Source organism: Microcoleus sp. FACHB-831 (genome assembly GCF_014695585.1).
GTDB lineage: Bacteria > Cyanobacteriota > Cyanobacteriia > Cyanobacteriales > FACHB-T130 > FACHB-831.
In genome coordinates, this window is sequence record NZ_JACJON010000034.1 from 1 (window position 1) to 22,708 (window position 22,708).

At 45.9% G+C, this 22,708-nt stretch carries 20 protein-coding genes and 1 pseudogene; 14 read left to right on the forward strand and 7 right to left on the reverse strand.

Annotated features, from left to right (window positions below; all coding sequences use genetic code 11):
- The 3 genes and pseudogenes from H6F77_RS27810 to H6F77_RS07070 form a co-directional block, all read left to right on the forward strand.
- Positions 1 to 177 (forward strand): annotated as a pseudogene (locus H6F77_RS27810) (IS630-like element ISMae26 family transposase); the annotation flags it as partial.
- 17 nt (positions 178 to 194) lie between these two features.
- Positions 195 to 443, forward strand: coding sequence for a KGK domain-containing protein (locus tag H6F77_RS07065; RefSeq protein ID WP_309228816.1), 249 nt, complete (start codon positions 195 to 197; stop codon positions 441 to 443).
- A gap of 215 nt (positions 444 to 658) precedes the next feature.
- Positions 659 to 1,084, forward strand: coding sequence for a KGK domain-containing protein (locus H6F77_RS07070; RefSeq protein WP_190486975.1), 426 nt, complete (start codon positions 659 to 661; stop codon positions 1,082 to 1,084).
- A gap of 205 nt (positions 1,085 to 1,289) precedes the next feature.
- Here H6F77_RS07070 and H6F77_RS07075 read toward each other — a convergent pair whose 3' ends face one another.
- A complete protein-coding gene (locus H6F77_RS07075) occupies positions 1,290 to 1,595 on the reverse strand; it encodes a small RNA NsiR4-regulated ssr1528 family protein (protein ID WP_190486745.1) in 306 nt (101 codons plus the stop codon).
- Positions 1,596 to 1,630: 35 nt separating this feature from the next.
- Here H6F77_RS07075 and H6F77_RS07080 point away from each other — a divergent pair, with 35 nt between their 5' ends.
- A complete protein-coding gene (locus H6F77_RS07080; protein ID WP_190486746.1) occupies positions 1,631 to 1,876 on the forward strand; it encodes an HNH endonuclease in 246 nt (81 codons plus the stop codon).
- 87 nt (positions 1,877 to 1,963) lie between these two features.
- Here H6F77_RS07080 and H6F77_RS07085 read toward each other — a convergent pair whose 3' ends face one another.
- Positions 1,964 to 4,648, reverse strand: coding sequence for a DUF3536 domain-containing protein (locus tag H6F77_RS07085; protein WP_190486748.1), 2,685 nt, complete (start codon positions 4,646 to 4,648; stop codon positions 1,964 to 1,966).
- 611 nt (positions 4,649 to 5,259) lie between these two features.
- On the opposite strand from H6F77_RS07085, the gene cax (H6F77_RS07090) reads away from it, so the two are divergent.
- From cax (H6F77_RS07090) to H6F77_RS07120, 7 genes are all read left to right on the forward strand, one after another.
- Positions 5,260 to 6,378, forward strand: a complete 1,119-nt coding sequence (cax, locus tag H6F77_RS07090) for a calcium/proton exchanger (RefSeq protein ID WP_190486750.1) — start codon at positions 5,260 to 5,262, stop codon at positions 6,376 to 6,378.
- Positions 6,379 to 6,549: 171 nt separating this feature from the next.
- On the forward strand, positions 6,550 to 8,634 hold the full coding sequence (locus H6F77_RS07095) for a serine/threonine-protein kinase (protein ID WP_190486752.1): 2,085 nt from the start codon (positions 6,550 to 6,552) through the stop codon (positions 8,632 to 8,634).
- Between the two features lie 180 nt (positions 8,635 to 8,814).
- Entirely contained in the window at positions 8,815 to 9,288 is a 474-nt protein-coding gene (locus H6F77_RS07100) for a peptidoglycan-binding domain-containing protein (protein ID WP_190486756.1), read from the forward strand.
- A 387-nt stretch (positions 9,289 to 9,675) separates the two neighbouring features.
- A complete protein-coding gene (gene cax / locus H6F77_RS07105; protein WP_190486758.1) occupies positions 9,676 to 10,791 on the forward strand; it encodes a calcium/proton exchanger in 1,116 nt (371 codons plus the stop codon).
- A 28-nt stretch (positions 10,792 to 10,819) separates the two neighbouring features.
- Positions 10,820 to 11,851 (forward strand): WD40 repeat domain-containing protein, encoded by a 1,032-nt coding sequence (locus H6F77_RS07110; RefSeq protein WP_190486760.1) that lies wholly within the window; start codon positions 10,820 to 10,822, stop codon positions 11,849 to 11,851.
- A gap of 513 nt (positions 11,852 to 12,364) precedes the next feature.
- Positions 12,365 to 12,619, forward strand: coding sequence for a peptidoglycan-binding domain-containing protein (locus tag H6F77_RS07115; protein WP_190486762.1), 255 nt, complete (start codon positions 12,365 to 12,367; stop codon positions 12,617 to 12,619).
- 91 nt (positions 12,620 to 12,710) lie between these two features.
- Complete coding sequence (locus H6F77_RS07120) at positions 12,711 to 12,977, forward strand: peptidoglycan-binding domain-containing protein (protein ID WP_190486764.1); 267 nt, start codon at positions 12,711 to 12,713, stop codon at positions 12,975 to 12,977.
- Between the two features lie 108 nt (positions 12,978 to 13,085).
- Here the strand turns inward: H6F77_RS07120 and H6F77_RS07125 are convergent, their stop codons facing one another.
- Positions 13,086 to 15,506, reverse strand: coding sequence for a sucrose synthase (locus H6F77_RS07125; RefSeq protein WP_190486767.1), 2,421 nt, complete (start codon positions 15,504 to 15,506; stop codon positions 13,086 to 13,088).
- Positions 15,507 to 15,594: 88 nt separating this feature from the next.
- On the opposite strand from H6F77_RS07125, the gene H6F77_RS07130 reads away from it, so the two are divergent.
- On the forward strand, positions 15,595 to 15,834 hold the full coding sequence (locus H6F77_RS07130; RefSeq protein WP_206753446.1) for a hypothetical protein: 240 nt from the start codon (positions 15,595 to 15,597) through the stop codon (positions 15,832 to 15,834).
- 3 nt (positions 15,835 to 15,837) lie between these two features.
- On the opposite strand, the gene H6F77_RS07135 is transcribed toward H6F77_RS07130, so the two are convergent.
- The 4 genes from H6F77_RS07135 to H6F77_RS07150 form a co-directional block, all read right to left on the reverse strand.
- The gene (locus H6F77_RS07135) at positions 15,838 to 17,361 is read right to left on the reverse strand and encodes a carboxypeptidase M32 (protein WP_190486771.1); all 1,524 of its coding nucleotides are present in this window, start codon (positions 17,359 to 17,361) and stop codon (positions 15,838 to 15,840) included.
- A gap of 73 nt (positions 17,362 to 17,434) precedes the next feature.
- Positions 17,435 to 18,199, reverse strand: coding sequence for a tetratricopeptide repeat protein (locus tag H6F77_RS07140; protein WP_190486772.1), 765 nt, complete (start codon positions 18,197 to 18,199; stop codon positions 17,435 to 17,437).
- A gap of 375 nt (positions 18,200 to 18,574) precedes the next feature.
- Entirely contained in the window at positions 18,575 to 19,114 is a 540-nt protein-coding gene (locus tag H6F77_RS07145) for a zinc ribbon domain-containing protein (protein ID WP_190486774.1), read from the reverse strand.
- Positions 19,115 to 19,192: 78 nt separating this feature from the next.
- The gene (locus tag H6F77_RS07150) at positions 19,193 to 20,026 is read right to left on the reverse strand and encodes a transglutaminase-like domain-containing protein (protein ID WP_190486776.1); all 834 of its coding nucleotides are present in this window, start codon (positions 20,024 to 20,026) and stop codon (positions 19,193 to 19,195) included.
- Positions 20,027 to 20,172: 146 nt separating this feature from the next.
- Here H6F77_RS07150 and H6F77_RS07155 point away from each other — a divergent pair, with 146 nt between their 5' ends.
- On the forward strand, positions 20,173 to 21,663 hold the full coding sequence (locus H6F77_RS07155; protein ID WP_190486778.1) for a circularly permuted type 2 ATP-grasp protein: 1,491 nt from the start codon (positions 20,173 to 20,175) through the stop codon (positions 21,661 to 21,663).
- A 62-nt stretch (positions 21,664 to 21,725) separates the two neighbouring features.
- On the forward strand, positions 21,726 to 22,673 hold the full coding sequence (locus H6F77_RS07160) for an alpha-E domain-containing protein (protein WP_190486780.1): 948 nt from the start codon (positions 21,726 to 21,728) through the stop codon (positions 22,671 to 22,673).
- The last annotated feature ends 35 nt before the right edge of the window (positions 22,674 to 22,708 follow it).

The window sequence follows — 22,708 nt, forward strand, 5'->3', positions numbered from 1 at the left end:
CCCGATTTCTCACCAATTGAAAATTGTTGGTCGAAAGTCAAAAGTATACTACGTTCGCTCAGTCCCAGAAATTATCCAGATTTAGCCAAAGCAATTGAAGAAGCTTTTAATAAAGTGTCTCTACAAGATATCCGTAACTGGTTTACTCACTCCTGTTACTGTACCTCACTAGAGTAGTAAACGCTATATATGAAATTCCTAGTCGTGGTGCTGCATATAAGACTAACTGGAAGTGGTTTCGTGAAGGTAAAGATTGCGAAGTTCTAAGAATTGGTGTTAACGGCTGGAAAAAAGGAAAAATGAGAATAAAACTTACTGTAGAATTTATTCCTGATGAACCAGAAATTCCAGAAACACCAGCCAGCAAGGAGCCAGAAATTAGCCAACCACAATCACCGCTTGATGATATTCGTCGGATAATTAACCAAGAAAGTCAACCGTAAAATTAATAACTACCCCCTAAATAGACGTATTTAATTATTTATATGATGTCAGAGGGAAAATTACACTATTCTCAATGTTGGGTTTCGTGCTTCAACCCAACCTACAAGATGATTTTGTTTGTGTACCCGATAATAGAATTTTCCAGATATCTTTGCAAAACTGAAATCCTAGCGGATAATAGTTAATACGATAATTACAATAAATATAAATTGATATGGCCGATGGATTTAAGGTACTGCAATGTAATGATGATGATGTTTTGGCATTTGCACAACATACATTTAAAGTGGGTAACTTTATAGAGCGATGGAGTAAGGAGTTTCAAAGGCGAGAAGCTGGTAGCCAAATTAGCCAACTTAGCAGTATGGCTATAGGTGAAATGCAAATTAAGTCCGGTGAAATTACCTGGAAATCACCTATTAATGGAATAGATTGTGAATTTTTAAGACTTGGAAGTACAAGCTGGCAAAAAGGAAAACTTAGATTTCAGGTTGGGGTAGAAGTTGTTCCTAATGAGCGTGAACTTGAAAAGAAAGTTAAAGTTAAAGTCAGCTTCGAGTTCTGCCCTGACGTTCCAGAAATCAGCCAAGCAGAATCACCACTTGATGATATTCGTCGAATGATTAACCAAGAAAGTTAATAGTAAAGTTACTCAGCAAATTACCCCCTAGTTTTATTACATGTAGGGAAACCAGAGAGTTTGACCTATGTATTAATGCTTGTCTAAAACATCTTTTCTCAACAAGAAAAAAATTCCGGCTGGAGGCGGGAGCCTCCCGATCAACGTTCCCAGGCGGGAGCCTGGGAACGAGAGAAGGGTGGAGCCTGGGAACGAAAGAAGGGTACTATTTACCGCTATAGTAAAAAGCAATCTCTTTATCTTTCAACGGGGCAAAGTTGGCGGCTGTTAGCATCTGATTGAGTTCGTCTTGAGGAATGTGCTTTGCTCCAATGCGGACTATTCTAGAGCGCATTGTATTAGATACGCCGCTGCGCTGCCGTCCAGCCTCCAAACCCATTACTTTGTTATAAAGTTCTAGTTTGGCTGTAGGAATTGGAGAGCCATCAAAATCAACTCCCTTGGCTATAGCTACATCGATAGCATCAGCGCCTGTAGTTGTTTCAGTCTGTGGGTTAGTTTCAGTAGACATTGCAGCATGGGATCGCGTGTACAGGAGTATTTTATATGAGTAAGACACCCCGAATTCGCATACCGCCAGAAGTAAGGAAATATGTTTTTGAGCGCGATCGCTACCAATGTCGCAGCTGCGGTAAAACTAAGCTAGAAACTAACCTCAGCATCGACCACATCATACCCCTAGCGCGTGGTGGCAGCAACGATATCAGCAACCTGCACTCCCTTTGCCTCACCTGCAACCAGCAGAAAACAGACAAGTTAGATCCCCGCTTCCGCCGTCATTTCGATCTTTAGTAACTAAAAATTAAAAAGGCAAAAGTAAAAGATATTTCTTTTACTTTTGCCCTCGTTAGCAGGCTATGCCTGAAAATGTTTTGACTTCTAAGCCATCTGGTTGAACCAAACGCTAACATCGACAGCTAACTTTTGTCCCAATTGTAGGAGGCTTCGCAAAACTGCAATGCGAGTTAGAGTTTCTGGCATAGCAGCATCGCCAAAATTATCCCCCGGCTGGGATTGAAGAGCCTCAAGACACTGCGGCACAATATGGCTCTGGAGACAGCTAAAGTAAAGTTCCTGGCAGCGGTCGAGAGATAAACCAAGATTCAAGCGATCGCTCACTTCAATCATCCGCTGCAATCTTTGAACATCGCCAGCTAACGTAGTTGGGTTAGCATCGTGCAACAAGTTCCACAGCGATCGCAATATTAACCGCTCCAAAGTTGGACGTGCTTCTGGCATATTCAACTTACACCGCAGATTGTTTGCCTCAGTAGCGATCGCCTCTAATTCTGCCAAATGACGATTAATCTGTTGCGCTTCCCCAGTTTCTTGCTCCAGCGCCCTTAAAGATTTGAGGAACCGATGCCCCAACGCCACCTCAGCCGCTACCTGCAACTCTTGCGGGACTGGCAACTCATCTCGCTGGAACGCCATCAGCACGCCGTAGTTATCCCGGTAAACCTGTGCATACAGTTTATCCAGCCGTGCTAGAGTTTCCTGACTCAATAGCCGCATGATCCGGTGCCGTTCTTCGGCAAACAAGTTCTGCAAGCTAAACGACTGATTGCCAAACAACTCGGACATCGCCAAAATTGCATGGGCAGCACTCGCTTGTTTTAGCGATGCAAATACTTTATCTTTCAACTGACTGTAAGCGCGACGACCTGCGAAAGTTTGAATGCAGCAGTGGAAATCCCAGCCACCTAGATGCAGCACGGCGAACACCAAATGTTCGCTTTCCCAAGTAATTTCTGAAACCATCCGCACTTGTCCGACTGCAACAGTCAGCGATCCCATGCGTTGCAACTGGTAATCTAGCTGATGGACATCGTAGCAGTAGAGCCGCTGTTGCTGGGGATACGTTGTAAATAGCGAACTGATGGCGTATTGCGCTGCCACTTGCTTGAAGCTAATCTGAGCCGATAGCACCAATTGGCGATAAACTTCAGCGCCGTGTTTAAAGAATTCCACATTGCTGGGAGCCATACCCAGCCGTTTGAGAAATCCTTTTTCTAGCTGCACTCCAGCGACATCGCCAGCCAGTTCTATAGCGCGGGAGGCATAGCGGAGAATTTGCACCCCTTCTGGGCGGGATAGTTCTTCAAAGAACCAACCGCAACTGGTGTACATCAGCAGGGCGTGGCGCTGCATTTCCAATAGGCGCAGGGCGTCTATTTGTTCGGCGGGGCTGAGTTTGCGTACTCGATGACGGGTGAGGAAGCGGTCAATATTAGCAGGAGAGCGATCGCGGATTACTTTTATATACTCATCTCGCGCCAGCCAGGGATCGCGGAAGAACTTGCGTCCAGTTTCTTCAAAAATCGGCACTAGCTGATCTCGCACCCAATTCAGCGCGTTCCGCAACGGACGCCGCCACTTTTGATTCCAACTACCGCCCCCGCCGCAACCACAATCTTCTTGCCAGCGGTCAACGCCGTGAGCGCAACTCCATGCTGTGACTGGCTTCAGTTCTACTTCCCAAGTTGGGGGATTGATGCTGAGGTAGTGGGCAAAGTTGGTAACAGTCCAACCGCGACTGCGAAACTCTTCTGTGAATGCGTAGGCTAGGCACTTCTCAGTTCCTCCCTTGTGGTGTCCGAAGGTTTCTCCATCTGTGGCGACAGAAATTAGCTGGGAGGGGCGATTATCCCCGCGCACCGCTTGCCCTATCCTACCGACTAAGTGATGGGAACTGCTGAGGACATCATTAAAACCCATATCCCGCGATATCGGCCCGTCATAGAAAAATATATCTATATATGGCGTGTCTGTTGTGTCGTCGTTGCTGGCGAATGTCGAGCTAGTGCTGAGTGGGTCGCTATTGCTGAGGGTTGCCTTTAGGTAACAGCGATAGGGGCGTGTGGGATCGATCTGAGAGCCGCCTACCTCCAGCCACTGGGTTACGGGCTGTTCATCTGTTGGTATCATCCGACACCTCTGTGCTTGAGAGGGAGCGAGGATGATAAATTTAATACCTTCTGCTACTAGCACCTCTAGGGTGGGATAGTCTACAGCGGTTTCCGCCAGCCACATACCTTCGGGCATACGACCAAAGCGCGAACGGAAATCTTCTATACCCCAGCGAATTTGGGTGTATTTGTCGCGCTCGTTAGCCAGGGGCATGATGATGTGGTTGTATACTTGAGCGATCGCATTTCCGTGCCCGTTAAGGCGCTCGGCACTTTTGCGGTCAGCTTCTAGTATTTTTTGATACACTTCAACATCGTAGCGTTCCAGCCAGCTCATCAGCGTCGCACCGATGTTGAAGCTCAAATACTCATAGTTATTAACGATCCCCACAACGTCCGCATAGTCATTCAAGATCCTCGCGAAAGCATTGGGGCGGTAACATTCGTGATGTATGCGTTCGTTCCAGTCATGGAAAGGAGACGCACTCGGTTGACGTTCAATAGCGTCTAGATAAGGGTTTTCGCGGGGTGGCTGGTAAAAATGGCCGTGTACTGTAACGTAAACACCCGTAGCCGTTTTTAAGGGATCGGGGCCTAGATGGGCAGAAACATCGTTCTTAGCTATTGAAGATGCGATATCAGCAGCTGAATTCATGCTTTTCATCCAAATCGAATAATTTATTTACATCCACAAATTGAAGCCCGCCCCGACTGCGCTACTAAGAGCAGACTCGGTTAAAAAATCGAGATCGAAGACTATGGGTTGCAATCAAAATTGGTGGGATCGCGTAGCCTTGCGGCCTAGAAGCATCGCGCGTTACAGCCAATCAGCATTCCGGCAGGCGTTTAAATCCATTTTCCCATTTAAAACTCACTGGAGCGATGGGTGTGGGGATCAAAGCGCTACTAATTTAACTGCAACTTAACACATTAAACCCCACGCTTTGGGTTAGCATAACCGCCAATTGACGGATTTGCATTAATACTTTGCAATATCTACCTAATGGGTTAATAAATTAAGATTTCGTTACATAAAATGTATCGATCCCGCAATCCAAAAACAAATTTATAGTGTAATTAATTTGTCTTTTGGCTGATAAGTGAGACAATAGCGCCTTTGCTAAATTTACTTCACTCGATAGAGTTTCCTATCAGCAGATTACGGAGGCAACCACCAAAAGAATGAATATTTAAGGGGCGATCGCGCCAGCTAAGCGATTATCCTAGAGTCTGATTCGAGACTGCTGCAAGACACGAAAAATCTTGATGTTAAACCTAAACACATTCATTTCCCTTCTATTGGTGTTCATCCCTGTATCCATCGCAGCGCACTTTCTACACTGGGGAGCGGCTATTATATTCATCACAGCCTGTCTGGGGATCATCCCCCTTGCCGCCTGGATGGGCACAGCAACCGAAGAAATCGCCGTTGTTCTCGGCCCCTCAATGGGAGGGTTGTTAAACGCCACCTTTGGCAACGCGACAGAACTCATTATTGCCCTAGTTGCCCTCAACGCTGGGCTGATGGATGTCGTCAAAGCCAGCATCACCGGATCGATTATCAGCAACTTGCTCCTAGTAATGGGTTTCTCCATGCTGCTGGGGGGACTGCGCTACAAAGAGCAGGAATTTCAGCCGATTGTGGCGCGGGTGAATGCTTCCTCCATGAATTTGGCCGTGATTGCGATTTTGCTGCCCTCGGCGATGGACTTCACCTCGACGGGGATCGATCGAGTCGCCATCCAGCAGCTTTCAATCGCTGTTGCCTTTGTGTTAATCGCAGTCTACGGTTTGACACTGCTATTTTCAATGAAAACTCACACTTATCTCTACGATGTGGGTTTAGCGGAGATGGACCCAGCTGAGTTAGCCGAGGCAAATTTGGCTCCAGACGACCCCAAAGGTGAAGTTAATCTTACGCTGTGGATTGGGGTGCTACTAGGAGCTACTCTCCTTGTGGCATATGAGTCAGAACTGCTCGTAGGTACTCTAGAAGAAGCCACAAACCAGCTAGGGCTGTCGGCATTGTTTACCGGGGTGATCTTAGTGCCGATTATTGGCAATGCTGCGGAACACGCCACTGCTGTGACTGTGGCGATGAAAAACAAGATGGATCTAAGCGTCTCCGTTGCACTGGGTTCTAGCCTGCAAATTGCCCTGTTTGTAGCGCCTGTATTGGTTCTGGCAGGCTGGGTGATGGGTAAACCAATGGATTTAGAATTTAATCCGTTTGAGCTAGTAGCCGTTTCAGTGGCCGTCTTGATTGCCAATTCTATTAGTTCTGATGGTCGGTCGAACTGGCTGGAAGGCACATTGCTCTTGGCGGCATATTTGGTTTTGGGACTCGCCTTTTATTTCCATCCCGTAATGGTGGCAATGGGGTAAAACTAGAAAGGGCGAAGCTTCCCGCAAAGGATATAAAGGCAAAAGAAAGAGAAAGAGGCTTTTGCCTTTTGTCTTTCTTTTGACTGCTACTGAATTAGTTAAATATACCGATGTGCAGAGGGTACGCGATCGCCATCATATTAAGTAAATACGACCACACCCTCGCCTCCCATGCAGCTCTGCCTTAATCCCACCTGCCCCAATCCAGGCGATCCTCTGAACGCCAATAATCCCATCTGTCGCCAGTGCGGCACCCAGTTACTGCTGCAACAGCGCTATCGAGTGATTCGCCTGCTAGGGGAAGGAGGCTTTGGCAAAACCTACGAAATTGACGATCTGGGGACAACAAAAGTTTTAAAAGTCCTCCTAGTAAATTCTCCCAAGGCTGTTTCCCTATTTCAGCAAGAAGCCAGGGTATTAAGTCAGCTAAATCATCCCGGCATACCTAAAGTTGAGCCAGACGGGTACTTCACCTTTTTCCCCAAAGATAGCCAGTCGCCGCTGCACTGCCTGGTAATGGAAAAAATTGAGGGAATAAATCTAGAGCAGTGGTTTTTGCAGAGGAATAACGAACCCCTCTCCCAAGGGCAAGCAATTATCTGGCTGCGTCAGCTAACTGAAATTTTGCATCAAGTACACGAGCAACTTTATTTTCACCGAGACATAAAGCCATCCAACATCATGCTGCGTCCCAACGGACAGCTGGCGTTAATAGACTTTGGCAGTGCTAGGGAAATGACTCTGACTTATCTGGTGAAAGTTGGTGGGGGGCGAGATGTCACGGGGATAGTTTCACCAGGCTACACGCCAATGGAGCAAGCCAACGGTAAAGCAGTTCCGCAATCGGATTTTTTTGCTTTGGGACGTACCTTTATTTATTTACTGACGGGTAAATCTCCTTATGACGTTCCGGAAAACTCGCGCACGGGTGAGTTGCTTTGGCGCGATTATGCGCTGCAAGTTTCAAGACCGCTGGCAAATTTGCTCGATCATTTGATGGCTCCTTTTGCAGGCAATCGCCCTCACAATGCTCAGATGATTTTGCATTGCTTGGAGGCTATTGACCTAACGAGCCATTTACCGGAGTTATCTACTCAGACGCATGAGGGTGGCTCTGGGGGTAAGAGGGGGCGATCGCCTTCTCGTGGTGGTTTTGTTGGAATCAAAAAACTGCGGACAAAAGCGGCAAAGTCCAAAAAGTACCTGGCGATCAGCTGCTCGATGCTGCTGCTGGGATTAACACTAACTACACTCTATAACTATGTTGCAGATAACCCCTTTTTGCAGTCATCGCTATGGGTTTCACCAGACGCAGAAGACTTACATTCTCAACTAATTTCATCTCCTATAGAAAAGGTTTCGCAGCAAAAAATTTCTCGGTTGGAAACACCCGTTGGAAATTTACGCGGAGTTAATGCGATCGCCATCAGTGCCGATGGGCAGACCATCGCTAGCGGAAATCAAAATGGCACGATTTATCTGTGGAAAATGGGCAACGGACAATTGAAAAACACTCTGAGAGGACATTCACATGGAGTGAATTCCGTCGCTATCAGCCCGTCGGGGGAAACCCTTGCCAGTGCCAGTGCAGACAACACCATCAAGCTGTGGGATCTCAAGACAGGAGAACTCGTCCGCACCCTTAAGGGGCATTCAGCTTGGGTATCTTCTGTTGCCTTTAGTCCGGATGGTAAAACCCTCGCCAGTAGCAGCTATGACAAAACAATTAAGCTGTGGGATCTCAATACAGGAGAAGTCGTCCGCACCCTCAAGGGCCATTCAGCTTGGATTTTTGCTGTTGCCTTTAGTCCGAATGGTGCGACTCTGGGAAGTAGCAGTTATGACAACACCATCAAGCTGTGGGATCTGAAGACTGGAGAATTGAGAAAAAGCCTCAAGGGCGATACTGAGAGGATTTTGACTCTTGCTATCAGCAGCGATGGGCGAACGCTGGCAAGCGGTAGTGCAGAGGGTGATATTGAACTTTGGGATATTTCCCAGGGTAAAATTCGCCATACTCTTAACGGTCATAAAGATTGGGTTCGGTCGGTTGCTTTCAGCCCCGATGGCAAGACTCTTGCTAGTGGCAGTGCAGACTACACGAGCAAGCTTTGGAACGTGCAAACTGGCGAACTGCTAAACACATTTACAGGGCATTCCGATCATGTGCGGTCGGTTGTGTTTAGCCCGGATGGGGAGACTCTTGTCAGTGGCAGTTACGACAACACCATAAAGTTTTGGCGCTTGCAGAAGTAAGTAAGTCAAAATTTAAGAAGGGGTATTGCGATCGCGTAGCTTTAATTTAGAGTGCATCACCTCATGCTTATGGGCGACCATCTAGGATGAGTTCAAATACACCTAATAGGGCGAAGGGGAAGCATGGATGCGGCGATTACTTTGGAAATGTAGAGACAAAGTTTTCCCGGAGTATAAATCATGCAATCCATCAATAAGTTTGATGCCCTGAGTTCTCAAGACGCTGCTAGCACTGCACTCAAAAAGCCTGTACTGAAACGCGGAGTTCGCGATCGCGCTGTTATCGAATTGCAACAGCTACTGGCTCATTGGGGATATTACGCCACTCCCTTCGATGATATTTTCGATATTCCAGTAGAGAATGCCGTTAAATCATACCAAAACCGCGTTTTTCTGCTAGAAGATGGCATTGTGGGTGCTAAAACCTGGCAAGCACTGTTTACTGGTGCGCCCGTTGATATGCCAGAACTGCGCGAAGGTAGCACGGGTTCTGCGGTGAAAACCCTCCAGCGTCTGCTACAGTTGAGAGTTGATGGCATATTTGGGCCGAAAACAAAGGCTGCTCTAATTACTTTCCAACGCGATCGCAAGATGCTAGCAGATGGGATTGTGGGTGCTAAAACTTGGTACGAGTTGAGTAAAATCCCCCACTAAGCAACTGTTTGTCGGTATGTTGCGGTTAGGGTGCATCACTTTTATGTCGTAACCAAATATAAAATTATTGAGGCGATCGCTCTTGGTACACTTAGAGCGATCGCCTTTTTGCATTTCTTCTTTGAAGCATAGTCATATCGCCATTTGATTATAATGCTGTCTTCATTGCTTTAGATTATCTGGATAAGAATTAATTCTTTTATTTTTTATTTTCGTCAACTATCCTTAGTAGGAAATAACCCACAGCTGACAGATAAATTAATATGCATCTGTTATTTAGCTTATAGCGAGTTGCATTCAAACAACTTTCTTAGTAACAAAGCTTAGTGTAATATACTTAAATGCATTGCTTGTACTACAGCTAAGTTAATCAAAACAAAACTTGCTATGGGAATCAAAAAGATTATCTCTTTTGCTCTGTTAGTCTTTGTACCAATTTCAATAGCGGCTCACTTTCTAGAGTGGAGTGCGTTAACAATATTTATCACTTCTGCTTTAGCTATCCTTCCTCTAGCTATCTGGTTAAGCACTGCTACAGAAGAAATTGCTGTAGTAACTGGGCCATCAATTGGAGCTTTATTAAATGCAGTTTTTGGCAATGCAACTGAGTTAATTATTGCCTTAGTCATCCTTAAAGAAGGCTTGGTTGACATTGTTAAAGCCAGTCTGACGGGAACTATTATCAGTAATTTACTCCTAGTCATGGGACTTTCCATGTTTTTAGGAGGCATCCGTTATAAAGAGCAAGAATTTCAGCCAGTGGTGGCGCGGGTAAATGCTTCCTCAATGACATTAGCCGCGATCGCAATTTGTCTGCCCGCTGCGGTGATATCTACCTCAAACTTAGTTGAACCAGCAACGATTCGCAATTTTTCGATCGCCGTAGCCGTCGTGCTAATGGTAGTTTACATTTTAACTCTAGTGTTTTCTTTACGCACCCACAGCTACCTTTATGATGTGGCTGTTGTAGAAGTTGGCGATGGGGAGCAAGGATCTGAAGCAACATCAAAAGGAACTTTACCAGAGGAAACGAGTCATAAGCCTAATCTAGGATTGTGGATAGCTGTGCTATTAGCATCTACTACAGTAGTAGCAGTTGAATCGGAATTATTAGTTGGAGCCTTGGAAGAAGCAACTGCTGGATTAGGGCTAAGTCCACTCTTTACGGGGGTGATTCTTCTGCCCTTAGTTGGTGGCGCAGCCGAGTATGTAACTGCTGTGACGGTAGCAGTAAAAAATAAAATGGATCTTTCTGTTTCCGTCGCCATGGGTTCTAGTCTTTTAATTGCTCTGTTCGTAGCTCCTCTTTTAGTTTTGGTAGGACAGGCAATTGGCCAACCAATGGATCTTGACTTCGATCCGTTTCAGGTAGTGGCTGTTGGTATAGCAGTTGTAGTGGCCAACTTAGTTACAGTAGACGGACGCTCTAACTGGTTGGAAGGGACTCTGCTGTTAGCAACTTACACAATTTTAGGGTTGGCATTCTACTATCACCCAGTCTAATGTTTGTCTCCAGCAGGCTATAAGTTTTATGGTTTCGGTTCGCACAAAGAATTTAATCGCTACGCTAGGAGCGATCGCAACAGTAATCGCTCCTGGCGTTGCTATTCATGCCCGCGAGATTGTCATTGAAGCACCGAGAGTTCGGGGTTCTCAAATATACTCAAACTATTGGCAAGATGCTCAACTATACGGCATCTTGAGGGGGCATTTAAATTGGGTTAATGCTGTCGCCATTAGCCCTTCCGGACAGACTCTTATTAGTGGCAGCCGGGACAACTCCATCAAACTCTGGAATCTTTCCACAGGTAGAGTCAGGGGCAGCCTAAATGGGCATTCACGCGCGGTAATGTCCCTTGCAGTTAGCCCCTCGGGGCAGCTTCTCGCTAGTGGTAGTGAGGACAGGACAATTAAAATTTGGAACCTTTCCACTGGTCAGATCGCTCGCACCCTAAATGGACATTCAGACGCAATTGTTTCCCTCGCTGTAAGTCCTTCAGGGCGAACCCTCGTCAGCGGTAGTTTGGATCACACGATCAAAATTTGGGATATTTACACCGGACGAGAAATTCGCACCCTTGCGGGACATACAGACTCAGTTAATTCCGTCGCCATCAGCCCCGATGGGAGAACTATTGTCAGTGGAAGCCAGGACAAGGCAATCAAAGTTTGGGATTTTTCTACCGGGCAAGAAATTCGTACCCTAAAAAAGCACGTAAATTGGGTTAATTCCGTCGCCATTAGCTCTGATGGACAAACTCTTGTCAGTGGCAGTTCGGATCATACGCTCAAAGTTTGGAACCTTTCTACTGGTCGATTGCTCCGCACTCTTAAAGGGCATTTAGACTTAATTTATGCAATAGCACTCAGCCCCGATGGGGAGAGTGTTGCCAGCGCTAGCCAAGACGGTACTATCAAAATTTGGGCTCTGAACACTGGCAAAGAAATCCGCACTCTCAGCGGTTATTCAAGCTCGGTTTATGCCCTTACTATCAGCCAAGATGGAAGGACTTTAGCTAGCGGTAGTTATGACAACACAATCAAGGTTTGGCGGGTGAAATAGCTAAAATATTACCAAAGAAACCAAAGGAATAATTTGTTGTGCTGCTGTTGTCTCCAATTATTAGATAGGAAAAAAGACGCAGCATCTTTATTCAATACCCTGGCTTTATGCTGATGGTATTTCTTTTTACTTTAAATTATTACGGTTGCGGATTCACTACTATATCAGACTTAATTTTTATTATTTAAATGGTGCGTGTACTGCGTTAATATACACTACACGCTTAATATTTTCTTGACAAAGAGCCTTTTAGCTTTAGCTCTTTGCCAACGATGCTTCGCGTTTTCTACTTGTGAAGGCGATCGCGAGGTGTGCGGCTTATTTACAACAGAGTTAGCAGGGGAAACTAGGTGCAACTGGCAGCACTTATCTAATCCGCCAGAGCAATAACATCACCCTAAAGGATGAGCAATTAGGGTGATATTTAATCTACCCGAATCGGTGAGGTGGGAGATTGGCCATCAACACTACATTGAAAGAGTCGAAACAAACACAAATTATCAAATACTGACCATGCAATCTATCAATCAGACCAAAACTGAAACCCCCAAAATGCCTAACCTGCGTCGTGGTGACTCTGGTTTAGCCGTAAAAATTCTCCAAAGGTTTCTCTTTGATAGAGGATATCAAGTTAGCAATGATGGCATCTTCGGAAAGAAAACAGAAGATGCTGTGGAAACTTTCCAGCGTAGCTGTAACCTTTTGGCTGATGGACTTGTCGGGCCAAAAACTTGGCTGGCTTTGGCTAGTTTTGAACGAGATATTTAAGAGCGATCGCATTCTCGTAAGTGCAAACAAATAGGGTGTTATTTAATCTACTCATTCACATTTTTGAACCCCAAATTACCAAATATTAACCATGCAATCTATCAATCAAACCAACAACGACCGCAAAAAGAGTACTGACACCGATGCTATGCCGCTTCTACGTCGCGGTGACACTGGTGTTGCTGTCAGAATCCTGCAACTGCTGTTGCTGAATGGGGGTAACGCCGTAGGAGTTGACGGGGTATTTGGCGATCGCACAGAGTATGCAGTAAAAGGCTTTCAAACTAGAGAAAAACTATTGGCAGATGGAATTGTCGGTCGTAAGACTTGGTACGCTTTAAGTCAGCTACCTAAGTAAAAAACACATTATGCGATCGCCCCAGCCCCCTTTATTGAGGCAGCAGCCCATAGATTCTCGTTACCAGGTTGAACCTGGTAACGAGGAAAAAGGAGGCTGGGAATCTCTTTAGCGATGCTTTTGCTGCTCTAGCAGTGCTTGCGCTCTTGGCTTGTAAATCAAATAAAACAATGCCTCAAGGTAGCGTAGCAAATCTTCGCGGTTTTCTTTCGAGGTGTAGTTCCAGAAGCCATAAATCCGCGCCAAAGTTAGCAGCTTATTAGTGTGAATTTTCCAGGTATAAGTGCTGTAAACTCGGTCAATGGCTCGCGTGGAAATTTCATACCAGTAGTTGGGATTGTGGTCGCACTTCGAGACAAACTCTAGAATTTTTTCTGCTGTCTCTTCTAAGTGCGTTGGGTTAATGTAAAACCCATTAAACTTATCCTGAATAATTTCCAAGGGGCCACCAAACTGAGTTGCAAATGTTGGCAAGCCGGAAATCATAGCTTCTAAAATCGTCAAACCGAAAGCTTCAAACAAGGCAGGTTGTACAAAGATACCCTGGCGATCGGCAATAACTCGGTAAATTTCGCCGGAGTCAGTTTTAGACAAGCGCACGCCCAGCCAGCGGATTTTACCGTGCAGATTGTACTCGTCAATAATCCGGTAGAGTTTTACAATTTCGTCGCGTTCTTCGTTATCCCCCGATTCCTCGACTCGCAGCTTACCTGCAACTAGAATTAAGTTGCAATGTTCTTGTAATTCCTTGCTTTTACCGAAGCATTCTGCCAAGCCAGTGAGGTTTTTAATTCGGTCGAGACGCGCAACTGAAAAAAGCGGGCGCTTGCTAGGATCGTCCAGCTTACCAAATGCCTGAGATGGGTCTTCTAGGGTAAAGAGTATTTCTTCGAGACGGGCGCGATCGCTACTAAGCCGATCTTCCATGCGCGAGTAGGGGAAATAGTAAGCCTCATTTACCCCAGGAGGAACCACGTTGAACTTAGGGCTAAATAGCTCAATCCCGCTGACCACATGGTACAAATCCGGCATTGTGAAACATTTGTAAGACTCATATTGCCCAACGCTATCCGCCGTTCCCACAATTTCTTGGTAAGTACTGCTGATGATGAAATTAGCAGCATTCATTGCAATCAAATCCGCTGTGAATTGTAGCGAGAAATGATACTTTTCATCCAAATCTTGCCAGTAAAGGTTACTGAACAAATATTTAGACTTTTCTAGAGCGTGGGCAATATTGCACTGAGTTACCTTCAGGCGGCGTGCCAATAAGAAAGCGACCAAATTACCATCGGAATAATTGCCAACAATTAGATCTGGCTTGCCTTGAAATTCTGCTAACAGTTCTTTTTCTGAATCGATAGCGTAGGTTTCCAGATACGGCCAAAACTCAAACCGGGATATCCAGCTATTAGTCATGTTGGGATTAAATTCCCTTAACGGCACGCGCAAAATCCAGGCATTATCTGTGCCGTGAACTTTCTCCAGACGCTGGTTACAAAGCGTGCCATCGTTATTAGGAATTAAGCGGGTGAGGATAATAACTTTTGGCTGAACGCCCATGACATCCAAGCCAGCCAGTTTTAGATCTTCTTGCAGTTGCGTTTCTAAACTCTTGGCTTGATCTAGGACGTAAACCACCTGTCCCCCAGTGTCGGGACGCCCTAAAACTCCCTCTTGGCCAAACCACCCGTGAGGAGAAACCAAGACGATCTTAAAGACCATCGGGATGCGGGAGATAAAGGCTTCTAAGGTTTGGTGATCTGGCGAGTCGATGAGTTCATCGAGAATTTCTAAAGTTTCTCCTACCCGTGCTGCGGTATTCCCCCAACCAGGCTCAAAGCCCATAGCTTGCAATTCATAGCGGAATGCTTCGTAAGGTTGGTCGGCGGGGCGATCGCTTACAAATGTTATCGCTTTTTTAACGCGCTCCGATAGCTGCTGTTGCGATTCAATCCGCCCGTTGATCATCAATTGGGTGGTGTTGCATCGGTGAACCTGCAAGAAATCAAACAAACCCTCTTGCCATTGTCGCGGGTCTTGAAAAAGTTTGCTAGATAAATATCGGTTGAGATATTCCACCCCCTTACCTATGTTTTTGGGGTCGCGAATCGTGGGGGTATAGTCGTAAAATGGCTGAAAATCTAGCTCTAATAGGTCGCCTTCGGTGGGATGGAAGCGGTTCACAAAGCGATCGCGCAAATCGAGCAACTCCTGCACCGTCATCGGCTCAACTTTCAAATCTTCTGTCAGCCGATAAACTTCTTGCGAAGCAATTTTTGGGCGCACAATTAGGTAGGCGTTTGGCTCCTCCAAAATTATTTCTTGAGTGTAATAAATTAATTTACCTAAATTCGAGGATTGGTAAAAATATTCAGGCTTCTCATGATTGGCACAATATGCAGAGAAGGCGTTGAGGATGTCGTTACGCAGCAAGTAGCGCTTTTCTTGATGGCGCAGGTCGCTGACAAACTGGCGCAGATCGCTTTTTTGATCGCTGTCTAGCACAGCTTGGAACAGTTCGGACATGAAAGCTCCTATTGCAACTTATTAGTTTTTATAAAACCTAACTTACAGAATGCTACTCAACTCACCCTCTCTCTTGAGGATGGAGAGAGTGCAATGGTCGAAAGTCCGAAGTCTGCCAGTCTGGAGTCCGGAGTCTGGGAAAAAGGGGACATTTAAGCAGAGGCGGAGCTGGAAACGCTCCGCTCAAAACTCAATCCCCATACTCAATACTTACTTGGTGTGCAAGCAAGTATATGTCGCGTTGCTCAATAGCGGTATGGTTTCACCGCCGCCTAGCTTAGCCGTCCTCACCCTAGCCGTCTCCCAGAGCGAGAAGGGTCGGGGATGAGGGTTACAGGGCGTAGATTTCACCAAATTTGTGCTGAATGTAGCTGATGAACGGTTCAATGCTTAAAGGGCTGCCCGTCACGCGCTCGATTAGTTCCGCTGCGGTATACTTGCGACCGTGCTGATAGATATTTGCTTTGAGCCAATCGTGCAGGGTGCTAAATTTACCGTTCTCAATTTCGCTGGGAATTTCTGGATTAGCCTCCAGTGCGGCTGCAAAAAACTGAGCGCTCATCAAGTTACCCAGCGTGTATCCTTGGAACATTCCCCCAATTGCACCAGTGTACCAGTGGACATCTTGCATCACGCCGTCGCTGTCGCTGGGAGGGACAATACCGAGATCGGATCTGTAACGTTCGTTCCAAGCTTCGGGGAGGTCGCGAACGGCAAGTTTGCCTTCTAGTAGCGCCAGTTCTAGGTCAAAGCGGATCATGACGTGCAGGTTGTACGTCACTTCATCTGAGTCAGTGCGGATGAGCGATCGCTCTACTTTATTAATTGCTCGGTAGAAGCTATCAAGAGAAACATCGTTCAATTGCGTAGGAAAGGCTGCTTGCAGTTGCGGATACAAGAATTGCCAGAAGTTGCGACTGCGCCCGACTAAATTTTCCCACAGCCGAGATTGACTCTCATGAACGCCTGAAGACGTGCCGCCAGCGAGTGGTGTGGCTTCAAATTCTCTATTCACGCCTTGCTCGTAAAGTGCGTGACCCATTTCGTGAATGGTGCTAAACAGGCCATCATTCAAATCGTTCTCTTTGACGCGGGTAGTAATTCGCACATCGTCAATAGAGAAGTTAGTCATAAACGGATGTAAGGTTTTATCTTGCCGCCCGCGTTTAAAGTCGTAGCCAATTTGCTCTATAACTTTGAGGCTGAAGGCAAGCTGCTCTGCTTCCGGGAAATTACGCTTCAGGCAAGTATCATCTGTAACTGGGTTAGAGGCGATCGCATCTACAATAGGAACCAGTCTTTCACGCAATTGAGCAAACAGCGATCGCACGCTTGCAGCCTTCATGCCATAGTCTGCACCATCTATCAGCGGATCTGCAATATGCTCGTAGCCAGGGAAGAAGTTAGCATATTCGCGGCTAAGTTCGAGGGTTTTTTCCAAATAAGGCTGCACCGCCTTAAAATCATTTGCAGGTCGAGCTTTAGCCCAAGCCTGGTAGGATTCAGCGCGATGTAGAGACATTTTCGCCATGAATCCAGCAGGAACGCGGATGGAGCGATCGTAGTTGCGTCTAGTGATGCGGATCAAGCTGGCTTCATCTGAATCGTAGGGCAAACTTTCTTCATAAGAGCGCAAATCTTCCAGCAGTTCCCCTACAGCTGAATCGGTAAACTTGGTGTGGGCAATTTGCCGTAGCGTGGCGAGTTGGCGTCCCCGCGCGATGGCGCCACCAGGAGGCATATATGTTGCTTGATCCCAGTAGAGTAGGGAGGCGGCTGAGTTGATATCGTCGATTTCGATAAGACGGGTTTTTAGTTCTTGGAGTTTAGGGTGAGTTTTTTCGAGAGTTTGCATAATTGTGTTTTAATGCTGGTTGTATCTAGTGTGACGCAGAGTTTAGCAGTGTTATTTTTTAGTTAAATAGCGGCTAATCTCGAAATAATGCCATAAAAAGTGCATTTCCCCGAATATTGTCAAAATCCGAGTCTTGTTTAGCCATTTTGCAATATTTATCAGGATTCAGGGCGATCGCGGCTTTTAAGCAGTGAATTGCTAGATCGAAGTTGCCTAGCTTGGAGTACGAGCAAGCTTTGTTGTAAAAGATTGCAGGCATATCTGCACTAAGTATCAAGGCTTCATCGTAGCTAGCGATCGCGCTTTCATAGCGACCGACGTGCGCTAAGGAATTGCCCCTGTTAGTCCAAATTTCGTAGTGGTCGGGTTTGATTGTTAAAGCTTTATCGTAGCTGGCGATCGCATCTTGATAACGACCTACATCAGCTAAAGTTAGTCCTCGGTTGTTCCAAATTTCGTAGTCGTTGGGTTTAATCGCGAGTCCTTTATCGTAACTAGCGACAGCCGCTTGATAAAGACCCAGTTTGCGTAGAGAAATCCCGCGATTGTTCCAGGCGGTAGAGAGATTAGGGTTAAGGGATATTGCTTTATCGTAGCTGGCGATCGCTTCGACATGGCGATTTAGCTCTTGTAAAGAATTGCCTCGGTTGTGCCAAGCTTCCCAAATGTCAGGTTTAAGTGCTAAAGCGAGATCGTAGCTAGCGATCGCTTTTTCATAGCGCTTTAATTTCTCTAGTGCAAGACCTCTGGCGTTCCAAACAGAGCAGTCTTGGGGGTGACTTGCCAGGTACTCATCGTATTGGGCGATCGCTTGTTCAGCGGAAAGTAAGTTTTGCACAGCTTTTCCCTTCCTGAAAGATTAGACCTGAACAGGTACGCATGGGAAATTCGATCTTCCCGTCTGGGAATTAGCTGCGATGCGGCTACGGCGTTCTGGGGATGGACAACCTATCACCTACCACCGGCTAATTACCAAGCACCCACGATCTTTTTGCACCTGTCCCTAGATCATTACGACTACTTCCTATCAAATGGATTGCAATCACCCTAGAATATATATGTTTTTTTGCAATTCCTGTGCGTAACTAGGCAGCTATAGCGTTTGAGTTTCTATAGTGTCGCCAACTAACCAGCTAAACTTGGCTGATGTGAGCAAGCTAACTCCGCTAGCGGGCGGTAGTGCCATCAAAAGGAGCGACGCTAATACAATAAATTAGCTGGTGGTTATACGGTTGCCGCATTGAGAGCAAAAGCGATCGCTCAAGTCCACACCATTACCGCAGTTGGGACAGAAACGAGATGCGCCAGTCGCAGTCGCTTCGCTACGCACTGTTGGTGTCCCCATCCGCATTTCCATATTCCCCATCCGCATCTCCATCGGCTCCATCCGCATTGGCTTCATCGGCTCCATTGGCTTCATCCCAGTCATCGGCGGCATTTGGCTAACAGCAGCATCTTGCTGTTCAAGTGGCAACACCTCCGCATCAGTTAGCGAGGGTGTATCAGTCAGAAGGATCATTGCACTGCCTTGTAACTGAATGGCAAACTGTCCCTCTGTCCCCTGAATCCGCACAAACAATCCCTCTGGTGTGCGAAATAGCGTTGGTGCCAGCACCCAACCGCCAGTTTCAAAACTGCTGCTTTGACTTTGTTGTTGACCTGCACTAATAGTCGCTAGGGTTAATATCGTTTGTCTTCCTTGCTCTTCAACATAAAGTCGCAGACCCCCACCTAAGTCACAAGTGTATGCCATGATAATTTGTTAATAGTTGTTAATGGATAGGTTTTTATAGTCGATTGTGGTTCGTTTGTCAACGAAAAATCAACTATTTTAGGTAGTAGCGATCGCCTTCCCATTCCCCTTAGTCACATCCTCTGCACCCTCGACTGGCTCTACAAAAACCTGCATCTGTTCCATCTGCACTGCTCCAAACAAAGTAGCAAACGAAGCATCAGCCGCATCTCGTCCCGTGCCAATGCGAATAAAACCCATACGAGGAGCTAGTCTGGTAGCATCAAATATATACCAACGTCCCCCTAAATAAGCTTCAAAATAAGCATGAAAATCAGGGGGCGTCAGCTTATATGAATATCCTGCCACAAACCGCGCTGGAATATTCAAAGCCCTACAAAAAGTAATTCCTAGATGAGCAAAATCACGACAAACACCAGCCCTTTCAGTTGCCGTATCGTAAGCGGAAGTCTGGGAATTCGTGCTGCCAGAAAGATATGTCACTTTATCATAAATCCAGTCGCAGATAGCTTGTACTCTGCTATATCCAGGTTTTAAATCCCCAAATTCACTCTGACAAAGCTGCATTAATTTATCTGACTGACAGTAGCGACTGGGATAAAGATAAGATAACGTCTCAAGAGGCAAATCTGCGATGGGGACTTCAGATATTGTGTCAGGTTCAGCATAAAAATGCGATAACTCAACTGTCGCCTGATATGAAGCTTTAAGCTTGCCCGTTGGTGCGTTGATTCTGATGTATCGAGTTTCAGCAACAGGATCGATATAATCATCAAAATCCAATTTTGGGTCAATCTGTAGATTTTCCTGCAATACCTTTTGATAGTCGTTGCTCACCACGCTGATATTAAAAACAAACGTACTGGGCTGAGCTACGCTGTAGTTTAAATTACACCCAAGGTTAAATTTCATAAAGATTGTAATGGAGGATGGGAAGTGGGTAATGGAAAACTGGGATGGGGAAGAGCAACTTTGGCATCTGCTGGGTATTAGCCGCTACAGCAAAAAAAACTGCTAGTCTCTATTTATATGTATAGAAGATAGTTTGATAGTAAGCCGTGCGATTTGACACTTATGAACCGGGGGATTTTTATGATGAACTATTTGCAGCTAAGGGACAACCCCGCCCTGAAGCAAAGCTTTTAATCGAGAGAATCAATTCTCTAGCATCAGAAGAGTTGCGACGGCGACAACGAGCGGCGCAAACGGCTTTGATGAAAATGGGAGCTACGTTTAATGTATACAGCGATCGCCAGGGCACTGAACGCATTCTACCCTTTGATTTAATTCCCCGCGTCTTAGGAGCGGGGGAATGGGCTGGACTAGAACGCGGACTAAAACAGCGAATTCACGCGCTGAACCTGTTTTTGGCAGATATTTACAACGAGCAGAAAATTATTTCTGATGGCGTTATCCCAGCAGAGTTAGTTAACTCAGCCACAGGATTTTTCAAGCAGTGCATTGGTTTGAAGCCGCCGGGAGGAATTTGGTGTCACATCACCGGGACGGACTTGGTGCGCGATCGCGATGGCCAGTGGTACGTTTTAGAAGATAACCTGCGCTGTCCCTCTGGCGTTTCTTATGTCCTGGAAAATCGTCGGGTGATGAAAAGTTGCTTTCCCCAGTTGTTCGCCACCTTGGGGATTCAACCAGTAGATGATTACTCCAGCCATCTACTTGAAACGCTGCTAAATCTCGCACCAGCAAATTTACCGCATCCGACGGTAGTAGTTTTAACGCCAGGAATGTACAACTCTGCGTACTTCGAGCATTCCTTCTTAGCGCAGCAAATGGGGGTAGAACTGGTAGAAGGGCGAGATTTGGTAGTAGCAGATGGTTATCTGCAAATGCGTACAACTAAAGGATTGCAACGGGTGGATGTAGTGTATCGTCGCATTGATGACGATTTTATCGATCCTACCGTTTTCCGTGCAGATTCCATGCTGGGAGTGCCTGGGTTAATGGAAGTATATCGCGCTGGCAGGGTAGCGATCGCCAACGCACTAGGCACGGGTGTCGCAGATGATAAAGTCATCTACGCTTACGTTCCCCAGATGATTAAATATTACCTGGGTGAAGAACAGATTTTGCAAAACGTTCCCACCTACCTTTGTTGGGAACAGAAGCAGTTAGAGTATGTACTTGCAAATCTCGATAAGTTAGTAGTCAAATGCGCTAATGAATCTGGAGGTTACGGGATGTTAGTTGGCCCCCATGCCACACAAGAACAAAGGCAAGACTTCGCACAGCGTATCAAATCTAATCCCCGTAATTATATCGCCCAGCCTACTTTATGTTTATCGCGGGTTCCTACTCTTGTAGAGGATGGTTTTGAGGGCTGTCATGTAGATTTGCGACCCTATATTTTATATGGCAAAGAAATTCACGTTCATCCAGGTGGATTAACTCGCGTTGCGCTAAGGAAAGGCTCTTTAGTAGTTAACTCCTCCCAAGGCGGCGGAACTAAAGATACTTGGGTTTTGTGCGAACGACCTCAATCTCAATTTCAATCACAATCTCAGTCATTTCAGTCTCAATCTCAGTCTTAATATTAAGGTGAGCAATCCCCACGTTAATATTGTTCTTTCACACCCCCCATTCCCTACTTCCAATGCTTAGTCGAGTTGCTGATTCAATCTACTGGCTAAATCGTTACGTGGAAAGGGCAGAAAATATTGCCCGGTTTATTGATGTCAATTTCAATCTAATTCTTGATTCTCCTACAGGCGCACAGTGGGAACCTTTGGTACGAACTACGGGCGATTTGCCAATTTTTCAGAAACAATATGGTGAGGCAAACGCCGAAAATGTAATTCAATTTCTCACATTTGACAGCAAATACCCTAACTCTATACTGTCTTGTCTCCAGGCGGCGCGGGAAAATGCTCGTTCTATTCGGGAAATCATTTCTTCGGAAATGTGGGAGCAAGTAAATGCATTTTACTTAATGGTGAAAGAAGCGGCTGTACAACAGTCATTATCAGAGCTTTCTGCTTTTTTTACAGAGGTAAAATTGGCGGGTCACTTGTTTGCTGGGGTGATGGATGCCACGCTGACGCATAACGAGGGTTGGCATTTTGGACGCATAGGGAGGTTTTTGGAAAGGGCAGATAAAACTACGCGGATTCTAGATGTAAAATATTTTATTTTGCTGCCTTCAATTAACTATGTTGGCACTGCGCTAGATGAAATTCAATGGATGGCTTTACTCAAATCAGCTAGCGCTTATGAAATGTATCGCAAATGCAAACAACATAGAATTACGCCGACGAGGGTAGCGGAGTTTTTGATTTTGGATAGAGAATTTCCGCGTTCAATTCAATTTTGTTTGTTAGAAGCAGAGCGATCGCTGCATCAAATTACAGGGACACCCGCAGGCACTTGGCAGACTCCCGCAGAGCGTGCTTTAGGCCGCTTGCGTGCGGAGTTGGACTATATAACAATTGAAGACATTATTAAAAGGGGACTGCATGAATTTTTAGACGATTTACAGGGGCAGATTAATGATGTTGGGGCTAAAACATTTGAGACATTCTTTTCACTTAAACCCATCGGTTAGCTAGCTGCTAAAAACTTTCCTACTAAGATTAAAAA